At 40.5% G+C, this 25,685-nt stretch carries 19 protein-coding genes and 1 tRNA gene; 6 read left to right on the plus strand and 14 right to left on the minus strand.

The window, feature by feature from the left end; all coding sequences use genetic code 11:
• The 4 genes from JI65_RS13190 to JI65_RS13205 form a co-directional block, all read right to left on the minus strand.
• Window positions 1-2,913: tetratricopeptide repeat protein (locus JI65_RS13190; protein WP_191017459.1), on the minus strand; the 2,913-nt coding region annotated here is incomplete at its 3' end.
• Between the two features lie 5 nt (window positions 2,914-2,918).
• Window positions 2,919-4,862: a tetratricopeptide repeat protein gene (locus JI65_RS13195; protein ID WP_191017461.1), complete on the minus strand. Its 1,944-nt coding sequence runs from the start codon at window positions 4,860-4,862 to the stop codon at window positions 2,919-2,921.
• A 467-nt stretch (window positions 4,863-5,329) separates the two neighbouring features.
• Window positions 5,330-5,402 (minus strand) — tRNA-Val (locus JI65_RS13200).
• Window positions 5,403-5,522: 120 nt separating this feature from the next.
• A complete protein-coding gene (locus JI65_RS13205) occupies window positions 5,523-6,251 on the minus strand; it encodes a late competence development ComFB family protein (RefSeq protein ID WP_191017463.1) in 729 nt (242 codons plus the stop codon).
• 435 nt (window positions 6,252-6,686) lie between these two features.
• Between JI65_RS13205 and JI65_RS13210 the strand changes: the two genes are divergently transcribed.
• The gene (locus JI65_RS13210) at window positions 6,687-7,364 is read left to right on the plus strand and encodes a hypothetical protein (RefSeq protein WP_191017465.1); all 678 of its coding nucleotides are present in this window, start codon (window positions 6,687-6,689) and stop codon (window positions 7,362-7,364) included.
• Window positions 7,365-8,306 carry a hypothetical protein gene (locus tag JI65_RS13215; RefSeq protein ID WP_191017467.1) on the plus strand — a complete coding sequence of 314 codons (942 nt, stop codon included), beginning with the start codon at window positions 7,365-7,367 and terminating at the stop codon, window positions 8,304-8,306.
• Between the two features lie 162 nt (window positions 8,307-8,468).
• Here the strand turns inward: JI65_RS13215 and JI65_RS13220 are convergent, their stop codons facing one another.
• The 10 genes from JI65_RS13220 to JI65_RS13260 form a co-directional block, all read right to left on the minus strand.
• Complete coding sequence (locus JI65_RS13220) at window positions 8,469-9,614, minus strand: AI-2E family transporter (RefSeq protein ID WP_242457251.1); 1,146 nt, start codon at window positions 9,612-9,614, stop codon at window positions 8,469-8,471.
• A gap of 58 nt (window positions 9,615-9,672) precedes the next feature.
• Window positions 9,673-11,001 (minus strand): serine--tRNA ligase, encoded by a 1,329-nt coding sequence (gene serS, locus JI65_RS13225; protein WP_191017469.1) that lies wholly within the window; start codon window positions 10,999-11,001, stop codon window positions 9,673-9,675.
• Window positions 11,002-11,036: 35 nt separating this feature from the next.
• Window positions 11,037-11,738 carry an SIMPL domain-containing protein gene (locus JI65_RS13230; RefSeq protein WP_191017471.1) on the minus strand — a complete coding sequence of 234 codons (702 nt, stop codon included), beginning with the start codon at window positions 11,736-11,738 and terminating at the stop codon, window positions 11,037-11,039.
• A gap of 51 nt (window positions 11,739-11,789) precedes the next feature.
• Complete coding sequence (locus JI65_RS13235; protein WP_191017472.1) at window positions 11,790-12,737, minus strand: outer membrane protein assembly factor BamD; 948 nt, start codon at window positions 12,735-12,737, stop codon at window positions 11,790-11,792.
• Between the two features lie 152 nt (window positions 12,738-12,889).
• Complete coding sequence (locus JI65_RS13240) at window positions 12,890-13,429, minus strand: hypothetical protein (protein WP_191017474.1); 540 nt, start codon at window positions 13,427-13,429, stop codon at window positions 12,890-12,892.
• On the minus strand, window positions 13,429-13,788 hold the full coding sequence (locus JI65_RS13245) for a hypothetical protein (protein WP_191017476.1): 360 nt from the start codon (window positions 13,786-13,788) through the stop codon (window positions 13,429-13,431). Before JI65_RS13245 ends, JI65_RS13240 begins: the two co-directional genes overlap by 1 nt.
• A 20-nt stretch (window positions 13,789-13,808) precedes the next feature.
• A complete protein-coding gene (locus tag JI65_RS17685) occupies window positions 13,809-15,398 on the minus strand; it encodes a coiled-coil domain-containing protein (RefSeq protein ID WP_340138447.1) in 1,590 nt (529 codons plus the stop codon).
• A complete protein-coding gene (locus JI65_RS17690) occupies window positions 15,295-16,950 on the minus strand; it encodes a chromosome segregation SMC family protein (protein WP_340138448.1) in 1,656 nt (551 codons plus the stop codon). Before JI65_RS17690 ends, JI65_RS17685 begins: the two co-directional genes overlap by 104 nt.
• 269 nt (window positions 16,951-17,219) lie before the next feature.
• On the minus strand, window positions 17,220-19,313 hold the full coding sequence (locus tag JI65_RS13255; protein ID WP_242457252.1) for a methyl-accepting chemotaxis protein: 2,094 nt from the start codon (window positions 19,311-19,313) through the stop codon (window positions 17,220-17,222).
• A 715-nt stretch (window positions 19,314-20,028) separates the two neighbouring features.
• Window positions 20,029-20,676: a hypothetical protein gene (locus tag JI65_RS13260; protein WP_191017478.1), complete on the minus strand. Its 648-nt coding sequence runs from the start codon at window positions 20,674-20,676 to the stop codon at window positions 20,029-20,031.
• Between the two features lie 790 nt (window positions 20,677-21,466).
• On the opposite strand from JI65_RS13260, the gene JI65_RS13265 reads away from it, so the two are divergent.
• The 4 genes from JI65_RS13265 (at window position 21,467) to JI65_RS13280 (ending at window position 24,992) form a co-directional block, all read left to right on the plus strand.
• Window positions 21,467-21,982, plus strand: coding sequence for a hypothetical protein (locus JI65_RS13265; protein WP_191017481.1), 516 nt, complete (start codon window positions 21,467-21,469; stop codon window positions 21,980-21,982).
• 399 nt (window positions 21,983-22,381) lie between these two features.
• On the plus strand, window positions 22,382-23,152 hold the full coding sequence (locus JI65_RS13270; protein WP_191017483.1) for a hypothetical protein: 771 nt from the start codon (window positions 22,382-22,384) through the stop codon (window positions 23,150-23,152).
• 438 nt (window positions 23,153-23,590) lie between these two features.
• Complete coding sequence (locus JI65_RS13275) at window positions 23,591-24,145, plus strand: hypothetical protein (protein WP_191017485.1); 555 nt, start codon at window positions 23,591-23,593, stop codon at window positions 24,143-24,145.
• A gap of 13 nt (window positions 24,146-24,158) precedes the next feature.
• Window positions 24,159-24,992, plus strand: a complete 834-nt coding sequence (locus JI65_RS13280) for a hypothetical protein (RefSeq protein ID WP_191017488.1) — start codon at window positions 24,159-24,161, stop codon at window positions 24,990-24,992.
• Window positions 24,993-25,685: the final 693 nt, after the last annotated feature.

Here is a 25,685-nt window from a genome sequence, read left to right on the forward strand (position 1 = left end):
AGTTTCAACTGGTTCAACTGCCGTGGCAAGTTCAGCCTGTGGAGTGTTGATTGAGCCTGTTAAAACCTGTGCACTTTCAGCTTGGTAAGTTGGCTCCGCATTTACAGGCTCGCTTGCCAAAGCAATTTCCTGAGGCTTTACGATTGGCTCCGCAACGGCAACTTGTTCAGTCTCCGGCTTTTCCGTTGTGTGCGGGGCAGTGGCAAGTTCAAATTCCTCGGCTGGACGCGGTTTGCTATCTTCTTCGTGAACAGGTTCTTCGTTAATCGGTTCGTCCAATGCCTGGGCAATGTAAGTCTCGCTTTTGGTTTTTGGGCTTGTTATCGGAATGCTCGTAAAGAGTTTTTCGTCGTCGTCATCGTGGCGCGAGTGTTCGTTAGAAGTTGCCACCGCATCAAAACTTTCGTACACGTTCGGATTCGGAATTTCAAGTTCTTCTTGCGTATCTGCGATTGCGAGTTCAGTTGATTCTTCATCTTCGCTCTGGGCAATTTGAGCGTCTGGCACGAGAAGTGGAATATGAGATTCAATAGAATGTGATTCCTCGTAATTTTCTTTTTCCGTGTTACGAATGGCAATTTCGTTTACAAGACCTACGAAAATCTCTCCGCCAAAATCCTCTGGAGTTTTAGCCTTAGGAGCGGAAGCGACCGCCGTATTTTTATCCTCGGCTGGCTGGACTTCCGAATCCGGGCGCAAAAGCCCCTGCGGTAAACTTGCGAGCAATTCTTCTGGCGGAATTAAATCCGTGTTCGAAGAAAAATCTTCAGAAGCCGTTTCTTCTTCCTCCGTCATTGCGAGAGTTGTTTTGTCATACTCACGCATGTCAAGAAAGTCGTTTACCCAAATTGTTTTTCCGAGACGGTCCGAAAGAGAAAAACTTCGTCCGTTCTTGTTTTCGAACGCCCCCAAATACGAATAATCTGCTGCGAGTTGTGGAGAATCGCTTCGGATTTTTGCGTAAGCCGCATCGCACTCGTCGTATAGCTCAAGCTCGTAACAACAGCGGGCAACGCCCAAAGTGGCAAGCATGTTGTCTGGCTCGGTTTCCAGAACCTTCTTGTACCATTTTAAAGCCAGCTCGTAATCCTTTGTAGAAAAATACATGTTCGCCGTATTCAAGAGGGAAGGCAAATATCCTCGTCGGCGAGATTTTTTGAACTGGTCGTCGGCTTTTACGAACAAACCGTATCGAGCGTAAAGCGCACCGAGGGAATTTATAATTTCATCAGAATCAGTTTGTGCGATTGCCGTTTTGTATTCGTTCGCCATCGGCGAGATTTCGTGATTAATCCAAGTTACGATTCCCGTCTCAAAAGCATCTTCAATCTTGTTGTCTTCGAGCATCGTAAATTTGATTGCAGCCCCAGGAACGCTAACAGGCTTGTAAGTTTTCCATGAGTCACGCATTTTATAAAGGCAGGCCGTGCCGTTCTTGTCCGCCTGATTCCATTCCCGCGCGCCTACACGCCAGGCTTTGTTGAATCCTTCGTCGGTGAGCGTAATTTCCAGCGGAACCCAAACTTCGTTGTCCCTTACAATAAAGTTTTCCATTGAGCTGAATTCTTTTTTAGCTTCATCAACCGTAAGTCCTGAATTGAATGCCATAAAAATGTGCCCAGGAATCGTGATGAATGCCGTGTCGATTCCAACCGCCTCAAAAAGCGAGCAAACGAGAATCGAAATGTCGTCGCAGTCTCCGCCACGATACATTAAGGTCTGGTAGGGGAACTGCAAAAAGTCAATGGAAGCCGTTCCGATGTTGTCTGCATACGAAGATGACGGGTCGATTACGTAGTTTAGGCCAAATTTGTCGAGCGTTTCAAAAATTCCCATCGCATACTGAATGTTTTCTGCAACGCCGCTTCGCATGTTGTCGTGAACGATACTCGAAATATATTTTGCGTACCACATTGCGGCCGGGTCTTTAGACGAAACGAACGCCGCGGCTCGTCGGTCGTCGTCCCACGACATTGAGTTTCGGTCGTAAACCGGAATCGTCATCGGATATTCCAAAGTTTTTTCTTTTCCCAAACAAACGTATTTTACGGTCACGGTCGCCTGAGTGTCTGTCTTTTCAATTAAATCGAGCATTCGTTCGTTAAAGAATGCGGTAATGTCCGTGTCAAAAGATTCTTCTTTTCCAACTTTTTCTTTTACCGCGCACACTTTTGGCTGGCTCATGTAAAGTGGCTGGAAGAAACTAACAGTCACCTGCTCAATGTCATAATCTTCTTCGTTTTTAACTTCGATTGTGGCAAAAGAATTGTCGTTGTACCACGAGTGCAAAACCGGGAATACTGGAGAGATTGATTTTGTGTTGACTTTGACTTTTGTTTTGTTCTGCAATGCTTCCGTTAAGTTTACGGAAAGTCCCGGAGAAACCATTGCGCTTGTTACGAGTCCTGTATCTCCCGCTGAATAGTGATTTAACGTGGTTTTTGTTTCGCTTGAAAGCGTAGGACCGAATTTATACGAAAGCGAAAGCGAGGCTCCTCCCGTAAGCCCCGTCATGTTGGCCTTGTAAGTTGCCTTGTAACCGCCGGCTTCCGCAGAGACTCCAAGGTTTATTCTGTCAGAAATTGGAATTTTGTATTCGATTCCCACGTTGCCGTTCATAACCGTAATCGGGTCAACGTTCGGAAGCGTAAGGTTCAAATAGTCGCCTTCAACAAACAAGTCCATGTATTTGTTTGGAGCGTAGGAAAGCTTAACGCCGGCTCCGTAACCGCCGTTAATGTCGTGCGTGTCGCCAACCGAAAGCGACTTCATAAAATGTGGAAAAATCGTTACGGACACATCACCCTCTGCCGACATAGGCATAACGGCTAGTGCTGTTGCCAATGTTAGTGCAATCAGCTTTTTTGAGACCGTGTTTTGTTTTCTAAAAAATCTAGACCTTTTTCCTGACATATTTATTACTCTGGCTCAATTTCGCCCATTACCCTGTTAAGATTCTTCTTTGCACTCTTGTTGCCTGGCTCAAGTTCAAGTGCTTTTTCGAACCATTTTTTTGCGTCAAGATAGCGTTTTTGCGTGCTGGCAATGTTTCCAAGGTTCGTCATTGCACTTACGGAACCCATCTTTGCCGACTGCTCAAAAATCGGAATTGCGCTCGAATACATTCCCGCGCGAACGTAGAGCATTCCGAGTTTGTTGTAAAGCTTTGTGGACGCGCCTTCCTGTTTTATCTGGTTTTGTACCGCCGCAATCTGCGGACCAAACTCCGCGGTTATGTAGCGCGCAAGGTCAATTTCTGCCGCCGCAACGACCGTCGATTCAGGCGCGCGTGCGTTTATATCCTCTCCACTTGAATAACCTACCTGCGGGTAAGACTGCCATGCTTCGCTAAGACTTACAAAAGGAAGTTCCTCGCCCGCGTTCATAAGGCTTTGAACTTCAATAATTGCCTTATACCACGCGTTTACAAATCCTTCACGGAGCATCGTCATGGAAACTGGAATCCAAATTTCGTCATCAATAAAAAGCACTCGGTCTGAACCGTCAAAAAGCGTGTTTACTTTTGATGCCGCAGTTTTTAGGTTGAATGCAACAATAAAGTCTTTCTCCAACGGAATAAAAGCTGTGTCGATTCCTACAGATTCCAAAAGCGACATAAAAAGGACTCCTAAATCATCTTTGTCGCCTGTTTTGTACAGCAATGTCTGAAAAGGATACTGAATATAGTCAACCTGCTCCGCATCCAAATGATAGGAATTGTATGGCGTTTCTGCATCGGCTTTGTAGTTGATTCCTGCCAGCCTGATTCCTTCGTAAAGATACATTGCAAATTGCATGTTTCTGTTAAGCCCTGAACGCAAATGTCCGCGGGCAACTCCTACGAGATATTTTGAGAGCTCAAGGATTTCCTGACCTTTTGTAGAAATGTAGCAAGACAAGATTGCGGGGTCAGACCAGCGTACTTGGTTTCGGTTGTAGACAGGAATAACGACCGGGGAAATGGCCGTTCTTGGCTGTCCGAGGATTTTGTAACGAACTACAAGTTCCCCAGGAATTTTGCCTTCCTCAGAGAACTGAAGGATTTTTTCACTGAAATTCGCCATAATCGGAATTTCGAGAGTTTTATGCTTTTTTAAAATCTTAACGCTTCCGCATTCCAGCTCCGAAGCTGTATAGTCTCCGGCCCTGAACGAGATTTTTACGTCTCGAATCTCTGCGGTCTCGTTATTTTCTATTATAATAGTCCCGAATGGGTTTTCTGTATAGAGTTTGTACATGAGCGGAAAAACGTTTTCGTCCTGCATAACTCGGCTGTCAACCTTTCCTGTAGACTTTTTTGTATCGATTTTGTATCGAACCGAAACGCCAACGGAAACTCCCGCTGCACCTGGATTTCCCCAGTAAGTGTCGTACTGATAGTCGAACCAAGAAACGTTCGCGCCAACAGTCCAGTCTGGTGTAAATCTAAAGGCAACGTCGCCAAAAGCCTTGTAGTACGGTGCATAATGATAATACTGATTCGTAATTCCCATGTATGCTCCGCCTCCAATTCCCGCCTCAACTTCTATTCGAGAGCCTGGATAAACCAAAACACCCCCGTGAAGCCCATAAAAAATGAAAGTTACGGCAGCGTCCTCGCCTTCTTTTAGGTTCCCGTAATTGTTTTTAGGAAGAAAGAGCAGTCCCAAATCCGGGCCGGCATTGAAAATTTCAAGAAAATTCACGCCGGAAGAAAAGTATGCTCCTCCACCAACTTTGTTGTATCTGTCAACTTTTGTCGTAAGAAATGGCAATGCTCCTGTTGGTGTGATTTTAAAAGTGAGTTCAGTGGCAGAGAGCATAAAAACTGAATTAAAAAAGATTATCAAGAGAAAAATGTATTTGAAAATTTTATAATCCAAACTTTTAATCATTTTTTACCAGTCTTTAATTTGATTTTTTTGATTCATTCCCTATCGCAAAGCCGATCATTCAAAAATTGTCGGGATTGACCAAAAGTTCATTGTCCGCGTGTTATTCTCGTACAAGTTTGTGTGTCATGCCGAATTTATTTCGGCATCTTGGCTATTGGCGGAGCCGAAGCATAGATTCTGAAACAAATTCAGAATGACATAAGAAAATTTCGGAAAACTTCAATTTTTAATGTTCTCTTAAATTTACTCATGTCAGTCGCTTTAAAATCGACAAAAAATCGAGTTTTTAGAGATATTTTTATTTTAAGATATAAAAATTGGTTTTTGTACTACCTTTTTGGGTAGTTTTAATATTAATTTATGGAAGTTGAAAAATATATGAGAAAATAAAAAATCCTGCTTGTAAATACTAGCAGGATAAATTAAGGAGAGTTATGTAAAGGATGTTTGAGAGTTGGGCAGTGAGAGACTCGAACTCCCGACAACCTGGGTGTAAACCAGGGGCTCTACCAACTGAGCTAACTGCCCATTGTCATTGCTGACGTTGATTAATATAGCATAATGATTTTTTTTGTTCAAGGGATTTTAGAAAATTTTTTGAACAAAAAGTATTTTTTTTACGGGCTGCCGTTTTGGTGCCCGTAAAATCTACTGTTCTTCCATAGGATTTGTTATATCCGTTTTGAACAAAATTAAATCTTTGATTTTTATTGCAAACACTGAATTCAATTCATTTTTTACAACGGAATCGCTGGTGACTGGCACTTCGAACGAATAAATAATCGGTGTGTAATCATCGGCTTCGACTTGCAATGTAAAATGGAATTTTTTTGTAATCCCCGGTTTGTCTGTCTGCAAAGATTTTATCCAGAACGAATACGTTCCGCGTGTTGAATTGTATGTTTTTGCCGGATTTGCCCAAGTCCTGTCAACCATTTCTACGAGCTGTCCCTGGTCGTCATGCAAAGTGACTTTTGCGCCCGCGATTGGTTCGAACGTTGTTCCGTCCAAAATCGTTCCCATAAAAGTAGGAAAGTTGAACGAAGGAATTTCTGGTATGTCAATTTCGCAATCTTTTCGTGGAAATGAGTGGAAAGGTCTCTTTGTTTCGCTTACAAGCCTAATTCCTTCGTTGCTGAGTGCGTCAATATCGGCTTTGAGCTGGTGATCATCTTCAACAGATTTTGAACTGTATGTTACGCCACGCCCTGAAACTACGTATTTGGGTGGAATTCTGTTCAAAACATAACTGATTGTATCGAGTCGGCAATTTTCGCAATCGCAGCTCAGCCATGATGAATTTGAATTTTTAAGTAAGTCATAGATTATATTTACATGCTGGGTTACTAATTCTTCCATTAAGTTGTGAACATCCATTTTCTAAAGTCTCCTAAGCGATTTTTAAAATACTCTATATAAATTATATGCCAAAATATTTTGGTTCGCAACTTTTTAGGCTTAAATTCTTAAAATAAAATAAGAAAATATTTTTGAATAATTTTAGAGCTATCTTGCAATAAGTCCGATAATAATACAAGGTTTAAAATATTCAATAAATTAGTACATTGGATTTCAGATAACTGTTCATTCCGAACATTACGCAACACAGTTGCTACGGAGAGCTCTCTAAAATTGCAATGCAATTTTTTAACGCTTCCTATGTTTCGGAATCTCTAAATATAGGTGCTGAAACAAGTTCTGCATGACTCTTATTTGTTATTCGTTATACTAGAGATGCGTAAGCTGTGGGTGCTGAGTGAAGTTGAAGCATCAAAAATACCATAATACGTGCACAATAATTTAGAGAGATTTATGTTAAAAGTTTGTAGTTGCAAAAAAACAGTTTTTCAATCATTTTTATCTTTTATTTTTGTTTTCTTCGCCGCGATTTTATTTTTTTCATGCTCGAACGAACACTCGGCAGAATCTTTTTTTGACGAGACTAGCACATTAAAGTTTCAGGCAGACAAAATCATAAACGAAACTTCGTGGACCGAAGAAATTGAAGGGGACAAACTTTCAAAAGAAATTTCGGTTGTCCCTGGAATTCTAAAGAGCGTAAAACTTTCTCCTGCCGCCGTTCTCTCCGCAGTCCATGATGAGTCGGCTCAAATCTTTCCGTATGTAGAAGGCTTTGCACTTCTTGATTCGTCTTTGTTGCCCGATGAAATGCAGAAAATCCTTCTAGATTTTTGCAAGGCTGTTTCTTTAGGCGAAAATGCCGACAATTATATGGCAAAGAACTGTCTTTATTCTCTTGCAATATTTAATTCGGATTTTAATAAAATTGCCCAGAAAAGTTTTAAGAAAACAAAATCTGGCTATTTTTCATCTTTTTTGTTCGGAGAGCCGTTTATTGATGGCACGAACTATCAAGTTCCTGTGAGGCTTTGCTCTGCAAGTGCTTTTCTAGACCTGAATGTTTTTCTTTTGCTTGAAACGCCGTCCTGGAAAATCGACCAGATTCAAATTGTAAAGTGGGGAAAATAAATGGCTGGAAAATCCCTTACCGGAATTGAGCGCGCTCTTGTTCTCGAATATCTTTCTAAAACCGATTTGCCGCTTTCTTTGTCACTTTTTAATGGGACTGATTCAAAAAACAAGCCCTTTGCCGGAATGTTTCCTGTTGTCGTAAAGGCAGAAAATATTCAAATGATAAAAAGTGATGTGATTTTGATAAGAAATCCGTCTGTCTCAATTTTGAGATTTGTCGGTAAAAACGTAAAAGTTCAGTTTTACTACAATCGGGTGGGATTGTTTTTTCTTACCACCCTGGAAACTTCGTCTTTAGGCGTGGAAGTTTTTGTTCCGCCCGTTATAAGCCACATTGAAGAAGACATCATTGCAAGAAAAAAAGATTTTTCGCTGGTCATTTTGGGCGATTCAAAATCAAAAAATGCGGTTGCAAAAAATGTTTCGTTGGGAATTGAGTGCTTTTGCGAGCCAGAATACGCAATTTTTAAAACGCCGGCATTTAGCGAAGTGGACGAAAAAATAAAACTTGACGTAAAAGCGTATCTTGAAAAATTAGTTTCGATTGTAAAAGCCTGCGGTCGTTCCCAGTCAATTGGAGACGGCGCGTTTTTGATTTCGATTGCGCGTTATTTTTCCGATTCTGCGGAATCTCAAAAAATCACTTCGCTTCAGGACCGTTTTATTCCGCCAGCCGTTATTTATCTTGACTCATCGAGAATCGTTTTTGTTTGCAAAAAAAAATATCTTTTCTTTTCGTCAGGGGCTGTTTTTTCTGTTCTGATGAATTTTCCAATAAAAGGGCCGTTAAAGGAGCGTAAAGTTTTTGCTGACCTTCGGATAGAAGACGTTTTTATTTCTGACAACAACGAAAAATGCGCGGTAAATGCAGTTTTTTCTTCAATAAAGCAAGAAGATTTGCGTTTTATTTCTGAAATCCCAGAGCACCCAAAAATTTAAAATATCGGTGGTTGAGTAGCGGAGCGTATCGAAACCTCAGCCAACTTGCAAAGTCATTTCGACAGGCTCAATGACCGTAAAGCTTCATAGCTTTTAACGCAGATACCCACGGTGGTTGAGCGTAGTCGAAACCACCTTATCGGTGCCTATCTGTGTCAAAATTTACGCATTAGACTCTTTTGAACTTTGCTTGTCTTTTGGATTTCCGCCAATAAAAATTGCGATTGGATTCAAAAACGAAATATTCTCGCAGAAAATCTTTACGATTACCATGAGCGGAACTGCAATCAGCATTCCGAGAATGCCCCAGAGCCAGCCCCAGAACGACAAACTCAATAAAATTATGAACGGAGAAAGTCCCAGGTTTTCACCCTCGATTTTTGGCTCAATTATGTTTCCGAGCGCAAAATTCGTCGTTACCAATATGAGCGAAATTACTACGATTGGAAGCGGAGAAGGGTAGAACTGCAAGATTGAAAACATAATTGTTATTACGCAAGAAATTATCGAGCCAAAAGTCGGAATAAAATTCATTGCGAATGCAAAAAATCCCCAAACGAGCGGAAAGTCCATTTTGATGGCACAGCAGGCGAGTGTTATTACAATTCCCGTTGCGAGCGAAATTATGAACTTTATCGTAATAAAGTGGGTTATTTCAGAAATCACATTGTTCACGATTTTGTGCACGCGTTTTAAGTTGTTTCCTTCGAATGCAGTGTTGATTTTTCGGCGCGTAAAATGCATTTCCGTGAGCAAGAAAAATGACAAAAGAATTACGAGGAAAAGTGTTTTTGTAAATGTAAAAAATCCGCCCGTAAAGTTTATTGCCACTTGTTTTAAGGCAGAAAAAATATTTAACTGTTCAAAAAGATTTTGAATCAGGGATTTGTCTGTGTTTAAGTCAAAAAAGAAAAGAATCTTAGAATTTGCGTCCAAAGCCTGTGAAAGTTTGTTGTAAATCGAAATAAATCGCGTATTGTATTCTGGAATCGCTTTTAAAATTGACTCAATGCTTGCCGCAAGAATGTTTGAAAGTCCTATAAAAATTCCAAAGAAAATTACGTAAACAATAAGAATGGCCAGCGTCCACGGTATGCGGCACTTTATGTTAAGTCGCTTTATGAGCGGAATAAAAAGAAACGAAATCAAAAAAGAAAGAACGACTGGCTTAAAAAATGAAGCGAGTATTTTTGCTATTGCCACCGCAAATACGAGGCTTATAAAAAAAGCAGAATTATGATTATTTTGGTTGATTTTTTTTCCGTCATCCGTTTGCCAGCTTAAAAATATGTGGTTGAGCGTAGCCAAAAACACGTTTGTTGCATTTTGACTACGCCCAATGACCGTAAAATTTCAAATTCTAATTTTATTTTTTAGAAGAATGATAAACCGGATCCTTTACATCCTTTTTTGGACCGATTTTGTCGAATCCGCAGATTGGTCTCAAAACTTCTGGAATTGTAACAGAACCGTCTGCATTCTGATAGTTCTCAAGGATTGCGAGCATTGCTCGTCCTACAGCGATTGCAGTTCCGTTCAGCATGTGAACGTATTTGTTCTTTCCGTCATCGTCGTGGTATTTTACGTTCAAGCGGCGTGCCTGATAGTCTGTGCAGTTTGAAGTTGACGTAACTTCGCCGTAGTCGCCTTCTGGGTGCTCTTCGTTTGCTCGTCCTGGCATCCATGCCTCAAGGTCCCACTTGCGGTATGCAGGTGCGCCCAAATCTCCTGTACAAGTATCAACAACGTGGAATGGAAGACCAAGGCCTGTAAAAATCTCTTCCTCAATGAGGCGGAGTTTTTCGTGTAATTCGTTGCTCTGCTCCGGGAGACAGTAAACGAACATTTCAACTTTGTCGAACTGGTGAACACGGTACAATCCTTTTGAGAACTGTCCGGCACCGCCAGCCTCGCGTCTAAAGCAGTGTGAGAGACCGCAGTAGAAGAGTGGGAGCTGAGCCTTGTCGAGAATCTCTCCAGAGTGGAATCCTCCGAGTGTGATTTCTGCAGTTGCTACGAGACAAGTGCCCTCGTCCTCGATTGCATAAACGTTAGACTCATTTCCGCGTGGATTGAATCCAATTCCCTTGAGAACTTCTTCTTTTGCAACGTCAGGCGTAATAAAAGTCGTGAATCCGTGTTTTCTCAAAATGTTGAGAGCGTACATAATCAATGCCTGCTCAAGGAAAACAGCCTCGTTTTTAAGATAGTAGAATTTTGGACCAGAAACTTTTGTTCCGCGCTCAAAATCAATAATATCAAGCTCTTCGCCGAGCTGAACATGGTCTTTTGGCTTAAAGTCAAATTTTCGCGGTGTTCCGACTTTTTTTACTTCAAGATTTTCTGTGTCGAGTTTTCCGATTGGTGTGTCAGGGTGACACATGTTAGGAATCTGGCGTCCAGCTTCGTCAAGCTTTGCTTCTATTTCGCTAAGCTCTTTTTCTGCTGCAGAAACATCTTCCTTAATCTTTTTTCCTTCTTCGATATATTTTGCGCGTGTGTCCGCGTCAAGTTTCTGTTTCATTGCTGCCGCATTAGCGTTTCTCTGCTGCTGCAAAGCCTGCAATTTTGTTGTGAGTGCTGTTCTTTCGTCAAAAAGTTTTACAACCAAATCAGCATCAGCATTCATATTCCTGTTGATGATGTTTTGTTTTACAGCATCAAGATTTTCTTTAATAAATCTGTAATCTAGCATTTTATTTGTTCTCCAATATGTTTGTTCAAATAGTTTTATTTAATTTCGTATACTGCGTCAACAACGACAGAAAATTCCTGGCTTCCGCCCTGAATCGGTGTCTCTGGTGCAGCCATTTCTGCTTTTGCGGCTACAAATCCGTTTCCGACCCAGCCTGAGCGTCCCGAAGGAACTTCTTTTATACTGAGAACCTTTCCGAGTTTTGCCCCGCTGGCTCCTGCGATAAGGTTTGCAGCTTCCTGCGCGTTCTGAACGGCCATTGTACGAGCCTGTTTGTAAGCCATGTTCGTGTCAGAAACAAAGAAATCGAGCTGAGAAACGTTGTTTGCGCCGGCTTTTATTGCCTCATCGATTATTTTGTTTGTAATCGAAAGGTCTTTTAGCGCAATTTTAATCTGATTTGTTACGGTGTAATTTCCGTAAGTCTGCGTCTGGTAATTGTAATCCTGATTGATGATGTAGTTCTGTGTTGTGAGCGAGTCTTTTGGACAACCCGACGCAATAATTGCGTCCTGAACTTTTGTCATTTTTTCTGCGTTTGCTGCTGCAGCAATCGTAGATTCTGGATCCCGCGTGATTACCGAGAGAACGATTATCGCATTGTCATTTTCAACTGTAATGACTCCAGTTCCCTGTACCGAAACTGTTCTCTCGCTGTACTGAACTTGTTTTACTGAGCAAGATGTAAGAAGCATTGCTCCCAAAAATAATGCTGCGCTTAATTTTGTTTTTTTCATTGTTGCGTCCGTGATTATTATAGAATTTTTCCCTGTAATTGTATTTTTTGGCTATCGAATGTCAATATAGAATCTTCGCAAATATACGAGCCGATTGTTTGAAGGAGCCCAGAATTTGCTGAGAGGGTAGTCGTCCACAACTTTGCTGTAAAATTTAACAGAAGATTTTATGTTTTTGAGTTTTGAATTTGACTCATAAATCTGGCCAAGTATATAGTAAGCTTCGTCCAGATTTTTTGAACTGCCTGCAATGTAATTCTGGGCGTACTTTAATGCTTCATCATATTTTTTTTCGCTAAGAGCTTTGTTTGCATTTTCGAGTAGGCTCTCCGCTTCAATGCTTTCCGTAACTTCGTCCGCATCGATTTTGGTAACGTTCGTTTCTTTTACGAGGCTTTCGAGTTTTTCTGTTTTCTCACTGTCGTTTTTTGCCTGTTCCGTTTTTGAAGATTCTTCTGCCTTTGTCTTTGAAGCAGCTTCTTTTTCGCTTGTTTTTTTAGCGTCAGTTTTTGTTTCTGCATTGGCAGTTGAAGATTTTTTTGCTGTCGGAGTGCTTACCGCTTTTGTTGCCGAAGAGGCTTTGCCTTCAGCCTTTTTTGAAGCCGACTGAGAATCTTTTTTGCCGCTGCTTGCAACTTCTTTTTGAGAAGCCGGATTTGTTTTTAACGGCGCGAGATTCTCTGTATTCTCTGCAACGTATTCAACAGCCTGTCTAGGCTCCCGAATTGGTTTTGCCGGCACAAGTTCTTCGTAAGACGGAACAATGACTTTTTCCGCATCGGTGGCAAGTTCTTCGGTTACGTTAACTTCAAGGTAGTCGTCGATATATTTGCCGGTAAGTGCGTCATTTTTATAGAAGTGAAGGATTGATGAACCTGATTTTCTTGTTCTCAAAGAAAATATCGTAACATCATCTTTTGTTTTTCTTCCATTGAAAGAGAACATTTGCTGCTGCTCATTCTCGCCAAGGTAAACCCAGCCGCTTCCAGGATACTCCACGTCGAATTGCAAGTTGTTTTTTAACGTGATGGACCTTGAAGGAGTGATTTTTTCCTCAAAAGTGTCCTCTTCAGAATCACCGCTCTCCGATTCAGTTTCTTTTGGGTCAGTTTTGTCTGCTTCATGAACTGCTGAATCTTTTGTGAGTGAATTTATAATTGTTTCATCAGTTTTTTTTGATTCCTGATTTTCTTTTTCTGTCTTATCTGTCTTTTCGAGAATATTTTGTGCAGGCTTTTTTGTACGATACGTTTTTGATTGACAGATGTAGTTTCTGTTTCTTTTGCCGCGGTTTCCGCATTCTCTGTGGCGGTTGCGCTGTCTGTGGCTTGAGTATTTTCTTCGATTGTTCCGATTTCGCTATTTGCGACTTGCGTTTTTTGAGTTATTTCTTCCTGTAAGAGTTCTTTGTACGATATTTCTGTAGTACCAGCTGTCTGAACTTCAAATTCAGCTCTGTCTTTTTCAAACTGTTTTTTTTCGCTTCCAGAAAACTCGTTTTCCAAAATCAAATCATTTTTGGAAACTTTTTCAAGGGAAAAATCGCCGTCCTCGGAAGCTTTGCTATTTTCGTTTGCAGAATCTTCAATTGGCTGAACGGATTCGGAGTCAACTTTTTTTGTTGAAGCACATGAGAATAGTACTAACGATGTTCCTAGAAAGGCAAGACTTACAGTCAAAGATTTTTTCATTACGGTGCGTTCCCTGTTATATCATCCACAATCTTGTCATTTGACTTCTCAAGTTTCTGCATGATTTTGTCGTTAGGGTAAGTGAACCATTTTTCGAGTTCTGCATCGCTCCAGCGGCTTTCGGTCGCTCTTGACGGAAAATAATCTTTTTCGGCGTCAGGCGCGTCCGGAATCATGATTTCTTCATCGGGGGTAAAAGCTATTTCTTTTTCGGTTTTTACCTTTGCCGATGAAGGAGAAGTCTGAATCAACAGAACGACGAGTCCAATCAAAAAAAGGATTAAAATAATTACAGTGGTAAAGAAAACGATTGGTCTGTTATGAATCAAATCATCAATTCTTTCTCTTATTTCATCCATGTCAATCATTGCGCCACCACCTATTCATTTGTTTTTGTGCCAATTTCTGATGAATCGCCGCTGTTTAGATTATCGTCAGAATTCTGGTCGGAATTCGTATCTTTTTTGGAATTATTTTCAGTATTCTCGGTATCTTCCGTTTTTTCGGCTTGTTCCTGCGCGAGTTTTTCAGCTTCCCGTGCGGCTTTTGCCTCGGCTTTTGCCTTTTTTATAGCTTCCTTTCGTTCCTTTTCGTATTGTTCTATAACAGGGTCGGTAATCGTTCCGTCTTCGTTGTAAATTCGTTTTGGCGGACGCGGCGGAATGACTACGCCAGATTCCAGTTCAACATCTTCTTCTTTGAATTCCTCTGCTTCAGGAATCGCAGAAGCTGATTTTAGGCTCTTGTCTAGGCGCATAGTAATAATTTTACTTACGCCGGACTCTTCCATTGTAACACCTAAAAGCGAACTTGCGGCAAGAACTGTCTTTTTATTGTGAGTAATAACGATGTACTGGCTGAGTTTTGCAAATGCGCGCAAAACCTGCACGAAACTCATAACGTTTTTGTCGTCGAGGGCCGCGTCAATCTCGTCAAGAAGACAGAATGGAGAAGGGCGAACCTGATACGTTGCAAAGAGCAAAGCCACCGCCGTCATGGTTTTTTCGCCACCAGAAAGAAGCGCAATATTCTGGAGTTTTTTTCCAGGTGGCTCTGCATAAATGTCAATACCCGAAGTGAGTACGTTTTCTGGCTCTGTCAAACGGAGTTCGCCACGTCCGCCGCCAAAAAGTCTGCGGAACATATTGTGGAAATTCTTTTTGATTTTGTTGTAAGTCGTAATGAACATTTCTGTAGATTTTGACTTGATTTCTTCAGAAACTCGCAAAAGATTTTCCATTGATTTGTTCGTGTCGTCGTAATTTGCCTGAAGTTTTTCGTATCGTTCCTTTTGCTCCCCGAATTCCTCCGGGGCCATAAGGTTTACAGAACCGAGATTCTTCAAGTCTTCTTTTGACTTGCTGAGTTTTTCGCGAAGAACTGCCGAAGAAGTGGTTATTTTGTACATTCGTTCTTCGAATTCCATTAAATCGCGGGAGTGCGTGTCAATAAAATTCTGCTTTATGTTTTTAATGTCGTTCTCGCTGGTTACGAGGTCAAGCGTGAGCTTTTCGTATTGTGCCTGAATTTTGTGCTGCTCTTCGCGTTTTTTAGAAAGCGCGTTCTGCTTTCCGCTTACGCTGGAATTACAAGCCTGAATTTCTTTGTCGAGATTTCCCATATTGTCGGCACATTCCTGGCCGCGACGCTCAATGAGCGAAAGATCACTCTGAATTTCTTCAATTTGATCCTGAATCTCTTCCTGACGTTTTTGCTCGTTAAAAAGTTCCTCGTCGTTGCGTGTAAGGCTGCTTTTTTCGCTCGCAAGGTTTCGCCTCAAAAGGTCGGTCTGGGATTTTAGGGAATTAATCTGCTCCGACATTTTTGTTTCGTTGATTCGAAGATCTCCCAAAGAATCCTTGTATTCATCGATTTTTTCTGCAAGCCCAAGATTTTCTGCCTTGTAATTTTCGATTCGGTTTTTGATTGTTTCGATTTTTTTTGAGATTTTCAGAAATGTTTCTGTCAATATTTCTTTTTTGTGTGATGATTCCTTCCGGCGAAAGAAATTCGTCAATAAAATTCGGGACAGTTTTTGAATATTTTAAAACCGCATCTTCGATTTGAAGGACAAGATTTTTTACTTCGGTAATTGCGTCGATTGCTTCTGCCGTAAACTTTGCCGCATCTGCTTCTGTGTGACCTTTTATTGACGCATAATCCGAGAAGATGTTTTTTCGTCCGTCTGCAAAGATTTTCAGTTTGCTTACGAGAGTGTCAAGATTCTCTTTTGCCTCTTTGCTTGCCGCAGCACTGAATCCCGAGTCTTTAAGTTTTGCGTCAAGTTCTGTAACGATGTCTTCTGTAATCGATTCAAGTTCTTCCTGGAATTTTTCGCGTTCCTCGTCCAAAGATTCGATTTCTTTTTGGCTTTCCTTTGCTTTTACATCGTTTTCGGTAATCTGTTTTGAGGCATCTTCGATATTTTGTTTGAAAGAATCGATATTTTTCCTTACGTCGTCGAGCTGCTTTGTTTTTGTGTGAAGGTCTGCTTCCTGCTCGTCGATTTCGTCGGTAAGACTTTCGATTCGCTCTTCGATTGCTCGCTTGTGAACTTCGAGCTGCCCGATTTTTTCGCGGATTTGGCTTGCCTGGCTGTTAAGATTCTGCGCCATTTCTGCCTTTCCGGTTTTCTCGGTCTGAATTTTGATAAGTTCCTGCTGCAATTCGTTCATTTTTTTCTGCAGGTCTTTGATTTTGTCGTTGTTCTCGGTGAGCGTGTTCAGAATCTCGTCGATTTCTGCCTGAATCGCATTGCGTTTTTGAGAAATCTCTTCTTTTGCCTGAGTCTGTCGTGCCTGATTCTGCACAAAATCTTTGAGTCGTAAAAGTTGAATGTCAAGCTCGTCGTTAAAAATCTCATCTTTTAGCGCACGATATTTTATTGTTTTTTCGCTCTGAACTTTGAGAGTCTCGTAGCTTCGCTTGTTTTCTGAAAGAGCCGCCTCAATTTGGGCAAGGTTCTGCCGCGTGCGTTCAAGTTCGCGTTCAGCTTCGGCAACTTCGGCTTTGCTTCGAGAAATTCCTGCCGCTTCTTCAAAAAGATAGCGCCTGTCTTCCGGTTTGCTTGAAAGAATCTGGTCGATTTTTCCTTGTTCCATTACGGAATAGGCCGCCTTTCCAACTCCTGTGTCCATAAAAAGTCGCCGGATTTCGGTAGGACCAACCTGCCGGTTGTTGATGTAATATTCATTTTCGCCTGAACGGTAAAGTCTTCGCTTTAATGCGATTTCTGGCTCGTCCATTGGAAGAAGGTGATTTTCGTTCGAGATTGTAAGCGTAACTTCCGCAATATTTAATGGCGGACGGGTTTCAGTTCCGTTAAAGATGACTGATTCCATTGTGTCCGCACGAAGATTTTTTGCTTTGTTTTCAGCAAGTACCCATTTTACGGCATCAACGACGTTGCTTTTTCCACAGCCGTTTGGTCCCAAAAGTGCCGTAATTCCGTCTGCAAATTCTACATGGGTTTTGTCTGCAAATGATTTGAATCCGAATATGTCAAGTGATTTTAAAAACACAAAGAAACCTCAATTTAAAAAGAGAAATATTGCAAATTATATCAATAAAAGCGGTAAAGTGACAACACGCCAATAATAGCTCCACAGGGCAAACGCATTGTTAAAAGCAGACTAAAAATCCGTGCTGGCGCTAGCGGACGATAGCACGGATTTTTGCATGAGCAAATTCATAATGCGGAATGGGGCTATTCCAACAATTTCGTTGCATAATGCCATTCCGAACTAGGAAATCAAAGTTTTTACCCGGCGACAGTATTTGTCAGGTAACGTCAAACTTTGAACAAATCGATTTCGCTGCCGATTTTTTCGATGGAGCCGTTCATTACACCGTTTATTTCTGAGAGCGCAGTTCCGGTTTCGTGAATTTTTCTTGCTCCTATGCTCATTTCACCAATGCTGTCTTTGATTTTGCCCGTAGCATTCTGCAATTTCTGTATTTCACTCAGAATCTGCTTGTTGCCTTCGGTCATTTCTGCGGAGGCTGCGCGCACTTCCGCCGTGCTGTCGTTCATCGCATGAAGTGCGTCGCCAATCTGCTGACTTCCGGCCTGCTGTTCCTGCATGGCCGCGTGAATCTGACGCACGAGCTGATCGGTATCACGGATTTTTTCGGTTACGGATTGGAATGCCGTGCTTGACTCTGCCGAAGCAGAAACCACGCCATCGATTGACGTGCGGATTTTTTCAAGCTGCACGCCGATTGTTTTTGACTGTTCGCTTGAGTTTTCCGACAGTTTCCTGATTTCGTCAGCAACAACGCTGAATCCTTTTCCAGCCTCGCCTGCGTGGGCCGCCTCGATTGCGGCGTTCATGGCAAGAAGGTTCGTCTGCTCCGCAATCGCAGAAATAACTGTGTTCGCGTCCTGGAGCATTTCGCTCTGAGTTTTAATCTGCTCGATTCGGTTGTTCACATCTTCCTGCTTTGCAGCTCCAGTTTTTGCATTAGCGTCAAGTTCCTCAAAAGAGCCAGCCATCTTTTCCACTGTCTGATTAACGCTCGAAATATTTCCAATCATCTGCTCAACGGCTGCTGATGCCTGCGAAACTTGGGCATACTGGCTTTCAATCATGTGCTCAAGAGATGCAATATTTGAGGCAATCTCATTGATGGCGCTGGCTGTCTCATCCACGCTGCCGGACTGATTCATAATCTGCCGGTTCACTCTTTCTATGTTTGAGAGAATCTGGGTAATAGACGCTGCCGTGTCCTCTGTAACATCGCTCATCTGGCTTCCGGCAACGTGCAAATCATCCTTTGAAAACTTTACCTGTGAAATAATCGATTGGAGCTTTTCGGTAAACACATTAAAGCCCAGAACGACATCGCCAACTTCATCTTTTGATTTAACCTGCAAACGTTTGGTTAAATCCGCATTACCGCTTGAAATATCAATGATTGCGGTTTTGAGTTTGCGAAGCGGTCGGACTGAAAAACGAATTACAATTCCGACAACCGCCAGAGAAACAATTGTTAGCACGATAAATGCGGCGATGATATAGTTCATCAGCCGGTTGACTTTTTCCTGAAAGTCCGAGAACGGAACGGAACATGCGGCAATCCAATTCGTGTCGGGAATGCGCTCAAACACAGACATCCATCTTTTGCCGTTATCGTCATAAACATCACTGCCAGTTTTTCCAGAAAGCATCAGCGTAAGATGGTCGCCGAGTGACGTGCCCTGATTCTGCCGCTCGATTTTTCCTACATCTTCAACTCCGACTTTCCAGTGGTCTTCGTTTGCCAGAGTGATTTTTGTTGCGGCACTGATGACATACGGCTTTCTATTGTTTGACATGGGATGTTCCATGCAGAGATTACTGAGCTTAAAACCGTCAACCACGCAGTAGACGACATTTATGACGCGTCCACCGACATCTTTTACCGGGTACGAATAGGTCATTGTAACAGCTTTTGTCTTTTCGTTTACTTCAGGGTCTGTAATAACGAGTTCGCCGCGGGAAGCACGGGTAAAATACTCCTGAGAAGCTGCAGAAAAAACTTCGCCAGAGTCTTTATCGTAGCCCTGACCAGACATATCCAGCACAGACACGTCAATATAACCGGAATCAGCGACCGTAACAACTCTGGCAATCTGAGTTTTTTCAAGAAGGCTCACTTCTGGATCCATCAACTGAGAGTTCAGCGCAAGCGTCTGGAGCATCCGGACTTCACGCTCATTGTTAGTGCGCATGTCTCTAGCAACCGCCGTTACAGAATGCAGTAAATCATCATACATCATTTGCTGCATTGAGTGCGAAGTTTGTAAGCTTACGACACCCCCAATAATAAGATTAGAAAGGCAAGTTCCAATTAATACCGTAAGAATGATTTTAAAACTAAGACTTTTACGAGGGCTTTTCAAAACAATCTCCATAAACTCTATGATGTAAAAATTAAAATAGATTGTAATCCTAGAACTTCAAATTTACAATGATGTTTTACATGAACAGTTGTTGTTGATAGTTCTTTAACAGAAAATATTTGCACCGTGTTTTTACGAGCACCTGCACGTTCCCCGAGCGAGAATTTTCGCTAAAAAAGTCTTTGAAAACGCACGAATCAACGTGAAATCCAAAAGCCAACTTACTGAGTCCCACTTAATTGCGAGCGTGGCGCGAGCAATAAAGCTGTCCCCGCAAAACGAGGCATGAGTTGCCGCCGCGTTTTGCGAACACTTGTAAGAGCCTCCACCAGAGCGAGAGTTTTCGCTAGAAAAGTCTCGGGAAACGCACGAATCAATATGAACTCCAAAAGCCAACTTGTCGAGCCTCCCCCTAATTGCGAGCGGAGCGCGAGCAATAAAACTCTTCTCGTAAAACGCGGCATTCCTTGCCGCTGCGTTTTGCGAACACTTGTAAGAGCCTCCACCCGAGCGAGAGTTTTCGTTAGAAAAGTCTCGGGAAACGCACAAAATCAACTCAATCCCTAAAAGCCAACTTGCAGCGTTTCCCTTAATAATTTGATAACTCAAAAAGCACCAAATTTTCAGGTGCATAATATTTGGGACCACCACGTTCTACAGTCACATATCCGCCAAAAATCCAGCCAAATTTATTCGGTTCATATTCAATTTTTAACTAATGGTCTGTTAGACCATCAATTGTTTCAGTCTCTTCGGTTATTGCATGAATTTCATAATTTTCTTGCAACGAACGAGACCTCGTTTCAAAATTATGAAGAAGGAAAACTTTCTTTCCTTCGAGACCGGGTTTATCCCTAACGTTCAGCCTTTCCCAAATCGAAACGGATTGTTTTAGTCTTCTTACCGCCCATTTTTTAGCCCCCTGAATTTCTTCTAATACCTCATACCGATTTTCATAATACGGATTCACATATTCGCCTAACGATTTTTGACTAACGCAGATACAGCCTTTTGAATTATTCAACTGAATCTTATACCACAATTGCCCAGCTGCTTCGCCCCATTTATTTTTTGGTTTTGTCAAATATTCAACCGTTAGGACTTCCAAAACGTTTATTTCATCATTGTCTTTTAATTTTCCAATGACTTTATTGCCAATGTAATCTTCATAAATGTTTCGATTTTTTTCTTCAAGCAAATCACCGATTTTTACATTTTTAATTACACATTTCCGAATCGTAGTTTTCAATCCATTTTTTTCAGTCGAAGAAATAACAGTTCCATTCCCGTTTTTATAATTTGGATTGCCAAACGCGATTTGTGAAAGTGTCAGTAAAATTGCAAAAAAAAATTGTTTTTTCATAAAATTTTCCCTTTTTTAATTTTATTTTTGTTATCATAAAACAGACTTTAAAACTTTAAGGTGAAAATCAACGGTAAGTATTTTTTTTGCCATGACGAACAAAAAGTCAAATCTGTCTAGATGTGTGATAAATTAATCTTAAAATAAGAAGTTTCAGACTGAGAAAAAACTTAATTTGATAACGTTATTTTGAGTCTGTTTCTGAATTTTTGCGCAGAGTTTGAGTGGCAAACGTAGATGCTGATTCGAGTTCAGCATGACTGGTAAGTTTTGTGCTGCTATACCGTACAGTCGGGCGTGACCGTACTGTTAATTTACAAACCAACATCTTTCTTCTATTATAATCCGAAGCTTTGAAAAACAGTTCTTTGAAAATACTCATGCGGATTAGGAATTGCTGATGCAATTTCTGAGGAAAAATCGTTAGATTTTTTTAAATCCGTGTGACGAAAAATTGCGATTGGAGAAAGAAAAAGCTGGCTCAAGATGTCGAGGGAGACGGTTCTGCCACACATAAAGCTTTGCGGCGGACTTGGCTACGGATTCGACTGCGAATTGGAATGGGAGTTATGAAGGAAAAACAAAGCAACTTCCTAGTGAGCTCCCTGAGCAGTTTAGATTTATGCCAAAGGGAGATATATAGTGCTTATAGGTAATAAAGAAAGTTTAGCTTTTGGCACATATCGGTTATACATAAACGGTTTTTGTTACGGTGAGAAAGCTCCAGAACAAAAACATGGTCTTTGAGGGATAATTTTTCAGGTAAAAAGAATAATTGGAGGTTACCAAGATGAAAAAAAAGTTGATTCTTTTGATTTTTCTTTGTATTTCAAATTTCATTTTTTCAACTGAGCTCGAACAAATACAGGCGATTCGCGAGGGAAGTTCTGTTGTTTTTAATCTTCCGTATTGCAAGGAAAGGGGGCGAAGCAAATATTTTTCAGAATATGTTTCAACGGCACTTATTGTTGAGGAAATTCATATAAATGGAAAAAAATCAATTCCTGATTATGATACCAGCCTGTATTTTTCGTATTTGGACGAATATAAAACACAACGGGTATCCGATTCGGAGCACTTATTATGTATGAGAATGGTTTGGGAGTCATATAAAAATAATTGGCAATTTTCTGATAAAGTCAATGTTTTCGTGGCAAAACCTTTTAGCGAAGTAAAAGTTTATTATCGAGTTGTTTACCCATTTCCATTTGGAAATCCTGAAAAACTATTGTGGCGTAAATTTAAAGAAAAATATGTCTCACAAGTTTATTGTGCAAGTTTTACTTTACCAGAGATTGAATACTGATGTAATTCTTTTGCCACTTCCCCCAAAATCTCAATTGTTATCACTACGCGAGGAACAATCCGGTGCGGTATGTGGACCCGGATGGAAAAAAACACTAAAGAAGTTTTACTATAAAGCAGAATCAGAATGGAGCGACAATCAGAAGATAACCGATGAATATGTAAATAATAATGGAATGGACAAAATATATGTTATCAAAATTACAGATTAAAAATAAGTTAATTAAAATGATGTTTTTCTGCATGAATCTTAATATATTAATTTTTTTTTCTATGCAGTATTTCCAATGAGCGTAAAATAGAAGAACTGCAAAAGAGTTATTATTTCAGTGATTATAAAAAAATTGAAAAACTTTTAAGTAGTGATCTAAAACTCTCTTCATCCATTCAAAATGAGCTGTTGAGAGTTTCTCTTGAAATAAAAAAAGATCCAAAGTCTGCACTATTACTTATAAACACTCTTAAGAAAGCAGATATTGTGTATAAAGCACAAACTGCTTTGTATTGGGCTTTAAAATTAGAAGACAATGAATCTGCCACGAGCCTAGTTATTAAGGGCGCAGATTTATTCTCATGTAATAATGACGATATTTATGATACACCATTTTCTTTAGCATTGAATACTAGAAATCAAAAATTCATAGATTGGCTAGTAAAGGACTATTTAGAATCACATGACCTTGATTCAACAACTGTTTATAAAATATTCAGTGGATTATTGAATACAGGTTACACTGAGGCAGCAGAATATTTAATTCGAAATCAAAAAAACAAACTGAAATTAATTGATTGTCCTAATTTAGGTTACTTAATAGTGAACAATTTTTATGATGAAAAAAGCCGGCATGTTATAGATGAATTAAAAAGTTGTAATTTAAAATTTGATGAAGATTATGCTTATTTCCATACGGCCCTGCTCCTAGATGAAAAAGATATCTCTTCAGTTATAAAATGGCTGGAAGAAAATCATATAAGAAAAGACCATAAATATCATTTTACAGATCATCCATGTACGGTAGACAATGAATATACATCCCCGGCTGAATTTTCTGCATTGCTTGCACATTTTTATTCAAAGACTATATCTAGTTCAGATGAAATAGATTCAGATAAGGTATTAAAATACAATATGTGGACGAAATATTTTGAACTGCCTGATAGTAAAAGATAACTTAATTATACTGCATCCATCATCTTCATCTAAGCATGTGGTGCAGGTGTTTATTCCTCCCCCAAATCGCGATTTGTAGGAATACCCAAAAATCCACTTTTTCCCCGGAAAGCCTGCCACAAAAAGCGCCTTTTTCGGGGAAAATTAAGGATTACGCTACATATAGCGTAGTTTTTACAGTTCTAAAACCGCTCGAATTTTCTGACGAGTTGTTTTAGAATTTTTCGCGGACGGAAGTTTTCCGCTGATAAAATTCTAAACGGAGGATTTTTAAACTTGAGCTGAGCTTTGTCCTTTTGGAGCCTAAAACCGGGTTTTTAAGCCGGAAAATGCCTGAAATCCATTGAAATTGGGGGCTGTCAGTCCAATTGTTACCACTACGCGGGGAACAATCCTGTTAAGTATACCGACCCGGATGGAAGATTCTTAGATATCTTTATGGATATTGTTGGAATTGCATGGAATATTGTGGAAATTGCTGCAACTCCTGCAAATCCGTGGGCTTGGGCTGCACTAGGGGCTGATGTCGGCTGTTTGTTTATTCCTGGGGCAACTGGTGCTGGTAAAGTTATTCGAATTGCTGAAGGCACACGGAAAATGGGCAAAGTTTCCCGGGCTGCAAAGGCAGCTGGCGTCGCAGATGCCTTTGTTGACGCAATAAAAGACGGTGAGAGAGTATTCGGAAAGTATTCAGATTTGCAAAAGGTGACTAAGGGGTATAAAAGTACAATAGAAGCTCATCATCTTGTACCTCAGGCGTTAGCTGAAGAATTAGGACAAAAGGTTGAAGATTTTGCTTCTGTTGTAATTGACAAGGCAACACATAGTGGATTTTCAACAGAATGGAACAGAGCTCTAGATGATCTTAGAAAAGTTTACAAGACCGAAGGTATGGGAGCTTTTAAAGAGGCAATTTTAAAAAAGGCAAAAGAAGTATATGCAGATTTCCCTGAAATGGTCGAGGTTACAAAAGCCTGGCTTGATTCAATTTAAATGAAGGTTCGTAATGAAAAGAGAAATTTTTTTGACAGCAAGATTTGAAATAAGTAAAGAAATGGTAAAGAACATAAAGAAGATGATTTCTGGAAAATTTTCTTATGCAAAGTCATTTGTCATTCTTAACGGAATTACAAATGAAGAGGGTGATAATGTTCTGTCGTATCTAAGAACGATTGGTGATTTTGAAATTACCAATGATTTTAAATATTATGAAGATGAAGAATTAATGGAGTTCGACTTCTTCTATTGTACCGGACAAATAAAACCTGATACAGGAATACGCTTTATTGATTTTGAATTTGAAATGAATGGGAATGCATCTTTTGACTACACTAATTACTGTCCAAAGTGTAAGGAAGGATTAAAACAGATTTCTCCTTTTGTCGTTAAAGGCCTTTCAAAAAAATATGCAGCAAAAAAATTTGTAAACCCGTTTTGGGCGTACTGGATTGTCTCCTCTGAATTCATGGAAAAAATCCAGCAGCACAATATTTCCGGAGTTGAGTTCTGGGAACTGCTAAACTATAAGGGAGAGGCATCCAAAACGAATTTCCAGATGAAGCCGACAAGGATTCTTCAAAATGTGCTTGACCTTAAGTATATTAAGTTTTCAGATGAAGATTGCAACTGTATAAATCACAGGGTCTGCATACCGGATACAACCGTCCGTCTTCATAAGGAAGCGGAAGCCAGTCTGCTTGATTTCAATGAACTCTATGAGCACAATTCATCAAAACTAACTGGAATGTATATAATCAGCAAAAAATTATTAAAAATTTTTATTGAAGAAGGAATAAGACCTCATTGGGATATTGATATAGACCCTGTAGAATTTGTTTGACAAACTGAGCAATGCTGTTCATCCAGCTTTGAGGTATAGAAGAAAATTCAAAATCTCCACTTCCCCAAAATCGTGATTTGTAGGAAGCCAAAAAATCCACTTTTCCCCGGAAAGCCCGCCACAAAAAGCGCCTTTTCCGGAGAAAATTAAGGATTACTCTACATATAGCGTAGTTTTTGCCGTTCTAAAACCGCTCGAATTTTCTGACGAGTGGTTTTAGAATTTTTCACCGACGGAAGTTTTCCGCCGATAGAATTTTTTATGGAGGATTTTAAATTCTGAGCCGAACTTTTTCTTTCTGGAGCCGAAAAGTGGAACTTTTAAGCCAGAAAGCGCCTGAAATCCATTGAGATTGGGGGCTGTCAGTCCAATCAATCTCAATTGTTACCACTACGCGGGGAACAATCCGGTGAGGTATACCGACCCGGATGGAAGGGTTGCTGTTGTTGATGATGGGATAGTTATAATCTGCTTGATAATCCTTTATGTTGTCACAAAAACGACTGCTGACAACTATAATGCAAACTCAGGCTCATCATACACTGTTTATGGCGATGACGGCATCTATCATTTGGGAAATTCTTATGCGGAACCAGATTTTTCTAAGAAAAAGAAATCGAATTCTGCTAAGCCTTCTCCTATGCCGGAAAATGGTGCAGCGTCAGCGTCTCCAAGCCCCGCTCCAAATGAAAA

The sequence above is a fragment of the Treponema zioleckii genome, assembly GCF_014737315.1.
GTDB lineage: Bacteria > Spirochaetota > Spirochaetia > Treponematales > Treponemataceae > Treponema_D > Treponema_D zioleckii.

Coding starts and splice junctions, on each gene's coding strand:
- JI65_RS13280 (WP_191017488.1), top strand. CDS start 24,159: ATGAAAAGAGAAATTTTTTTGACAGCAAGATTTGAAATAAGTAAAGAA.
- JI65_RS13240 (WP_191017474.1), bottom strand. CDS start 13,429: ATGAAAAAATCTTTGACTGTAAGTCTTGCCTTTCTAGGAACATCGTTA.
- JI65_RS13245 (WP_191017476.1), bottom strand. CDS start 13,788: ATGGATGAAATAAGAGAAAGAATTGATGATTTGATTCATAACAGACCA.
- JI65_RS13205 (WP_191017463.1), bottom strand. CDS start 6,251: ATGGATGTTCACAACTTAATGGAAGAATTAGTAACCCAGCATGTAAAT.
- JI65_RS13275 (WP_191017485.1), top strand. CDS start 23,591: ATGGATATTGTTGGAATTGCATGGAATATTGTGGAAATTGCTGCAACT.
- JI65_RS13260 (WP_191017478.1), bottom strand. CDS start 20,676: ATGAAAAAACAATTTTTTTTTGCAATTTTACTGACACTTTCACAAATC.
- JI65_RS13265 (WP_191017481.1), top strand. CDS start 21,467: ATGAAAAAAAAGTTGATTCTTTTGATTTTTCTTTGTATTTCAAATTTC.
- JI65_RS13230 (WP_191017471.1), bottom strand. CDS start 11,738: ATGAAAAAAACAAAATTAAGCGCAGCATTATTTTTGGGAGCAATGCTT.
- JI65_RS13210 (WP_191017465.1), top strand. CDS start 6,687: ATGTTAAAAGTTTGTAGTTGCAAAAAAACAGTTTTTCAATCATTTTTA.
- serS (WP_191017469.1), bottom strand. CDS start 11,001: ATGCTAGATTACAGATTTATTAAAGAAAATCTTGATGCTGTAAAACAA.
- JI65_RS13215 (WP_191017467.1), top strand. CDS start 7,365: ATGGCTGGAAAATCCCTTACCGGAATTGAGCGCGCTCTTGTTCTCGAA.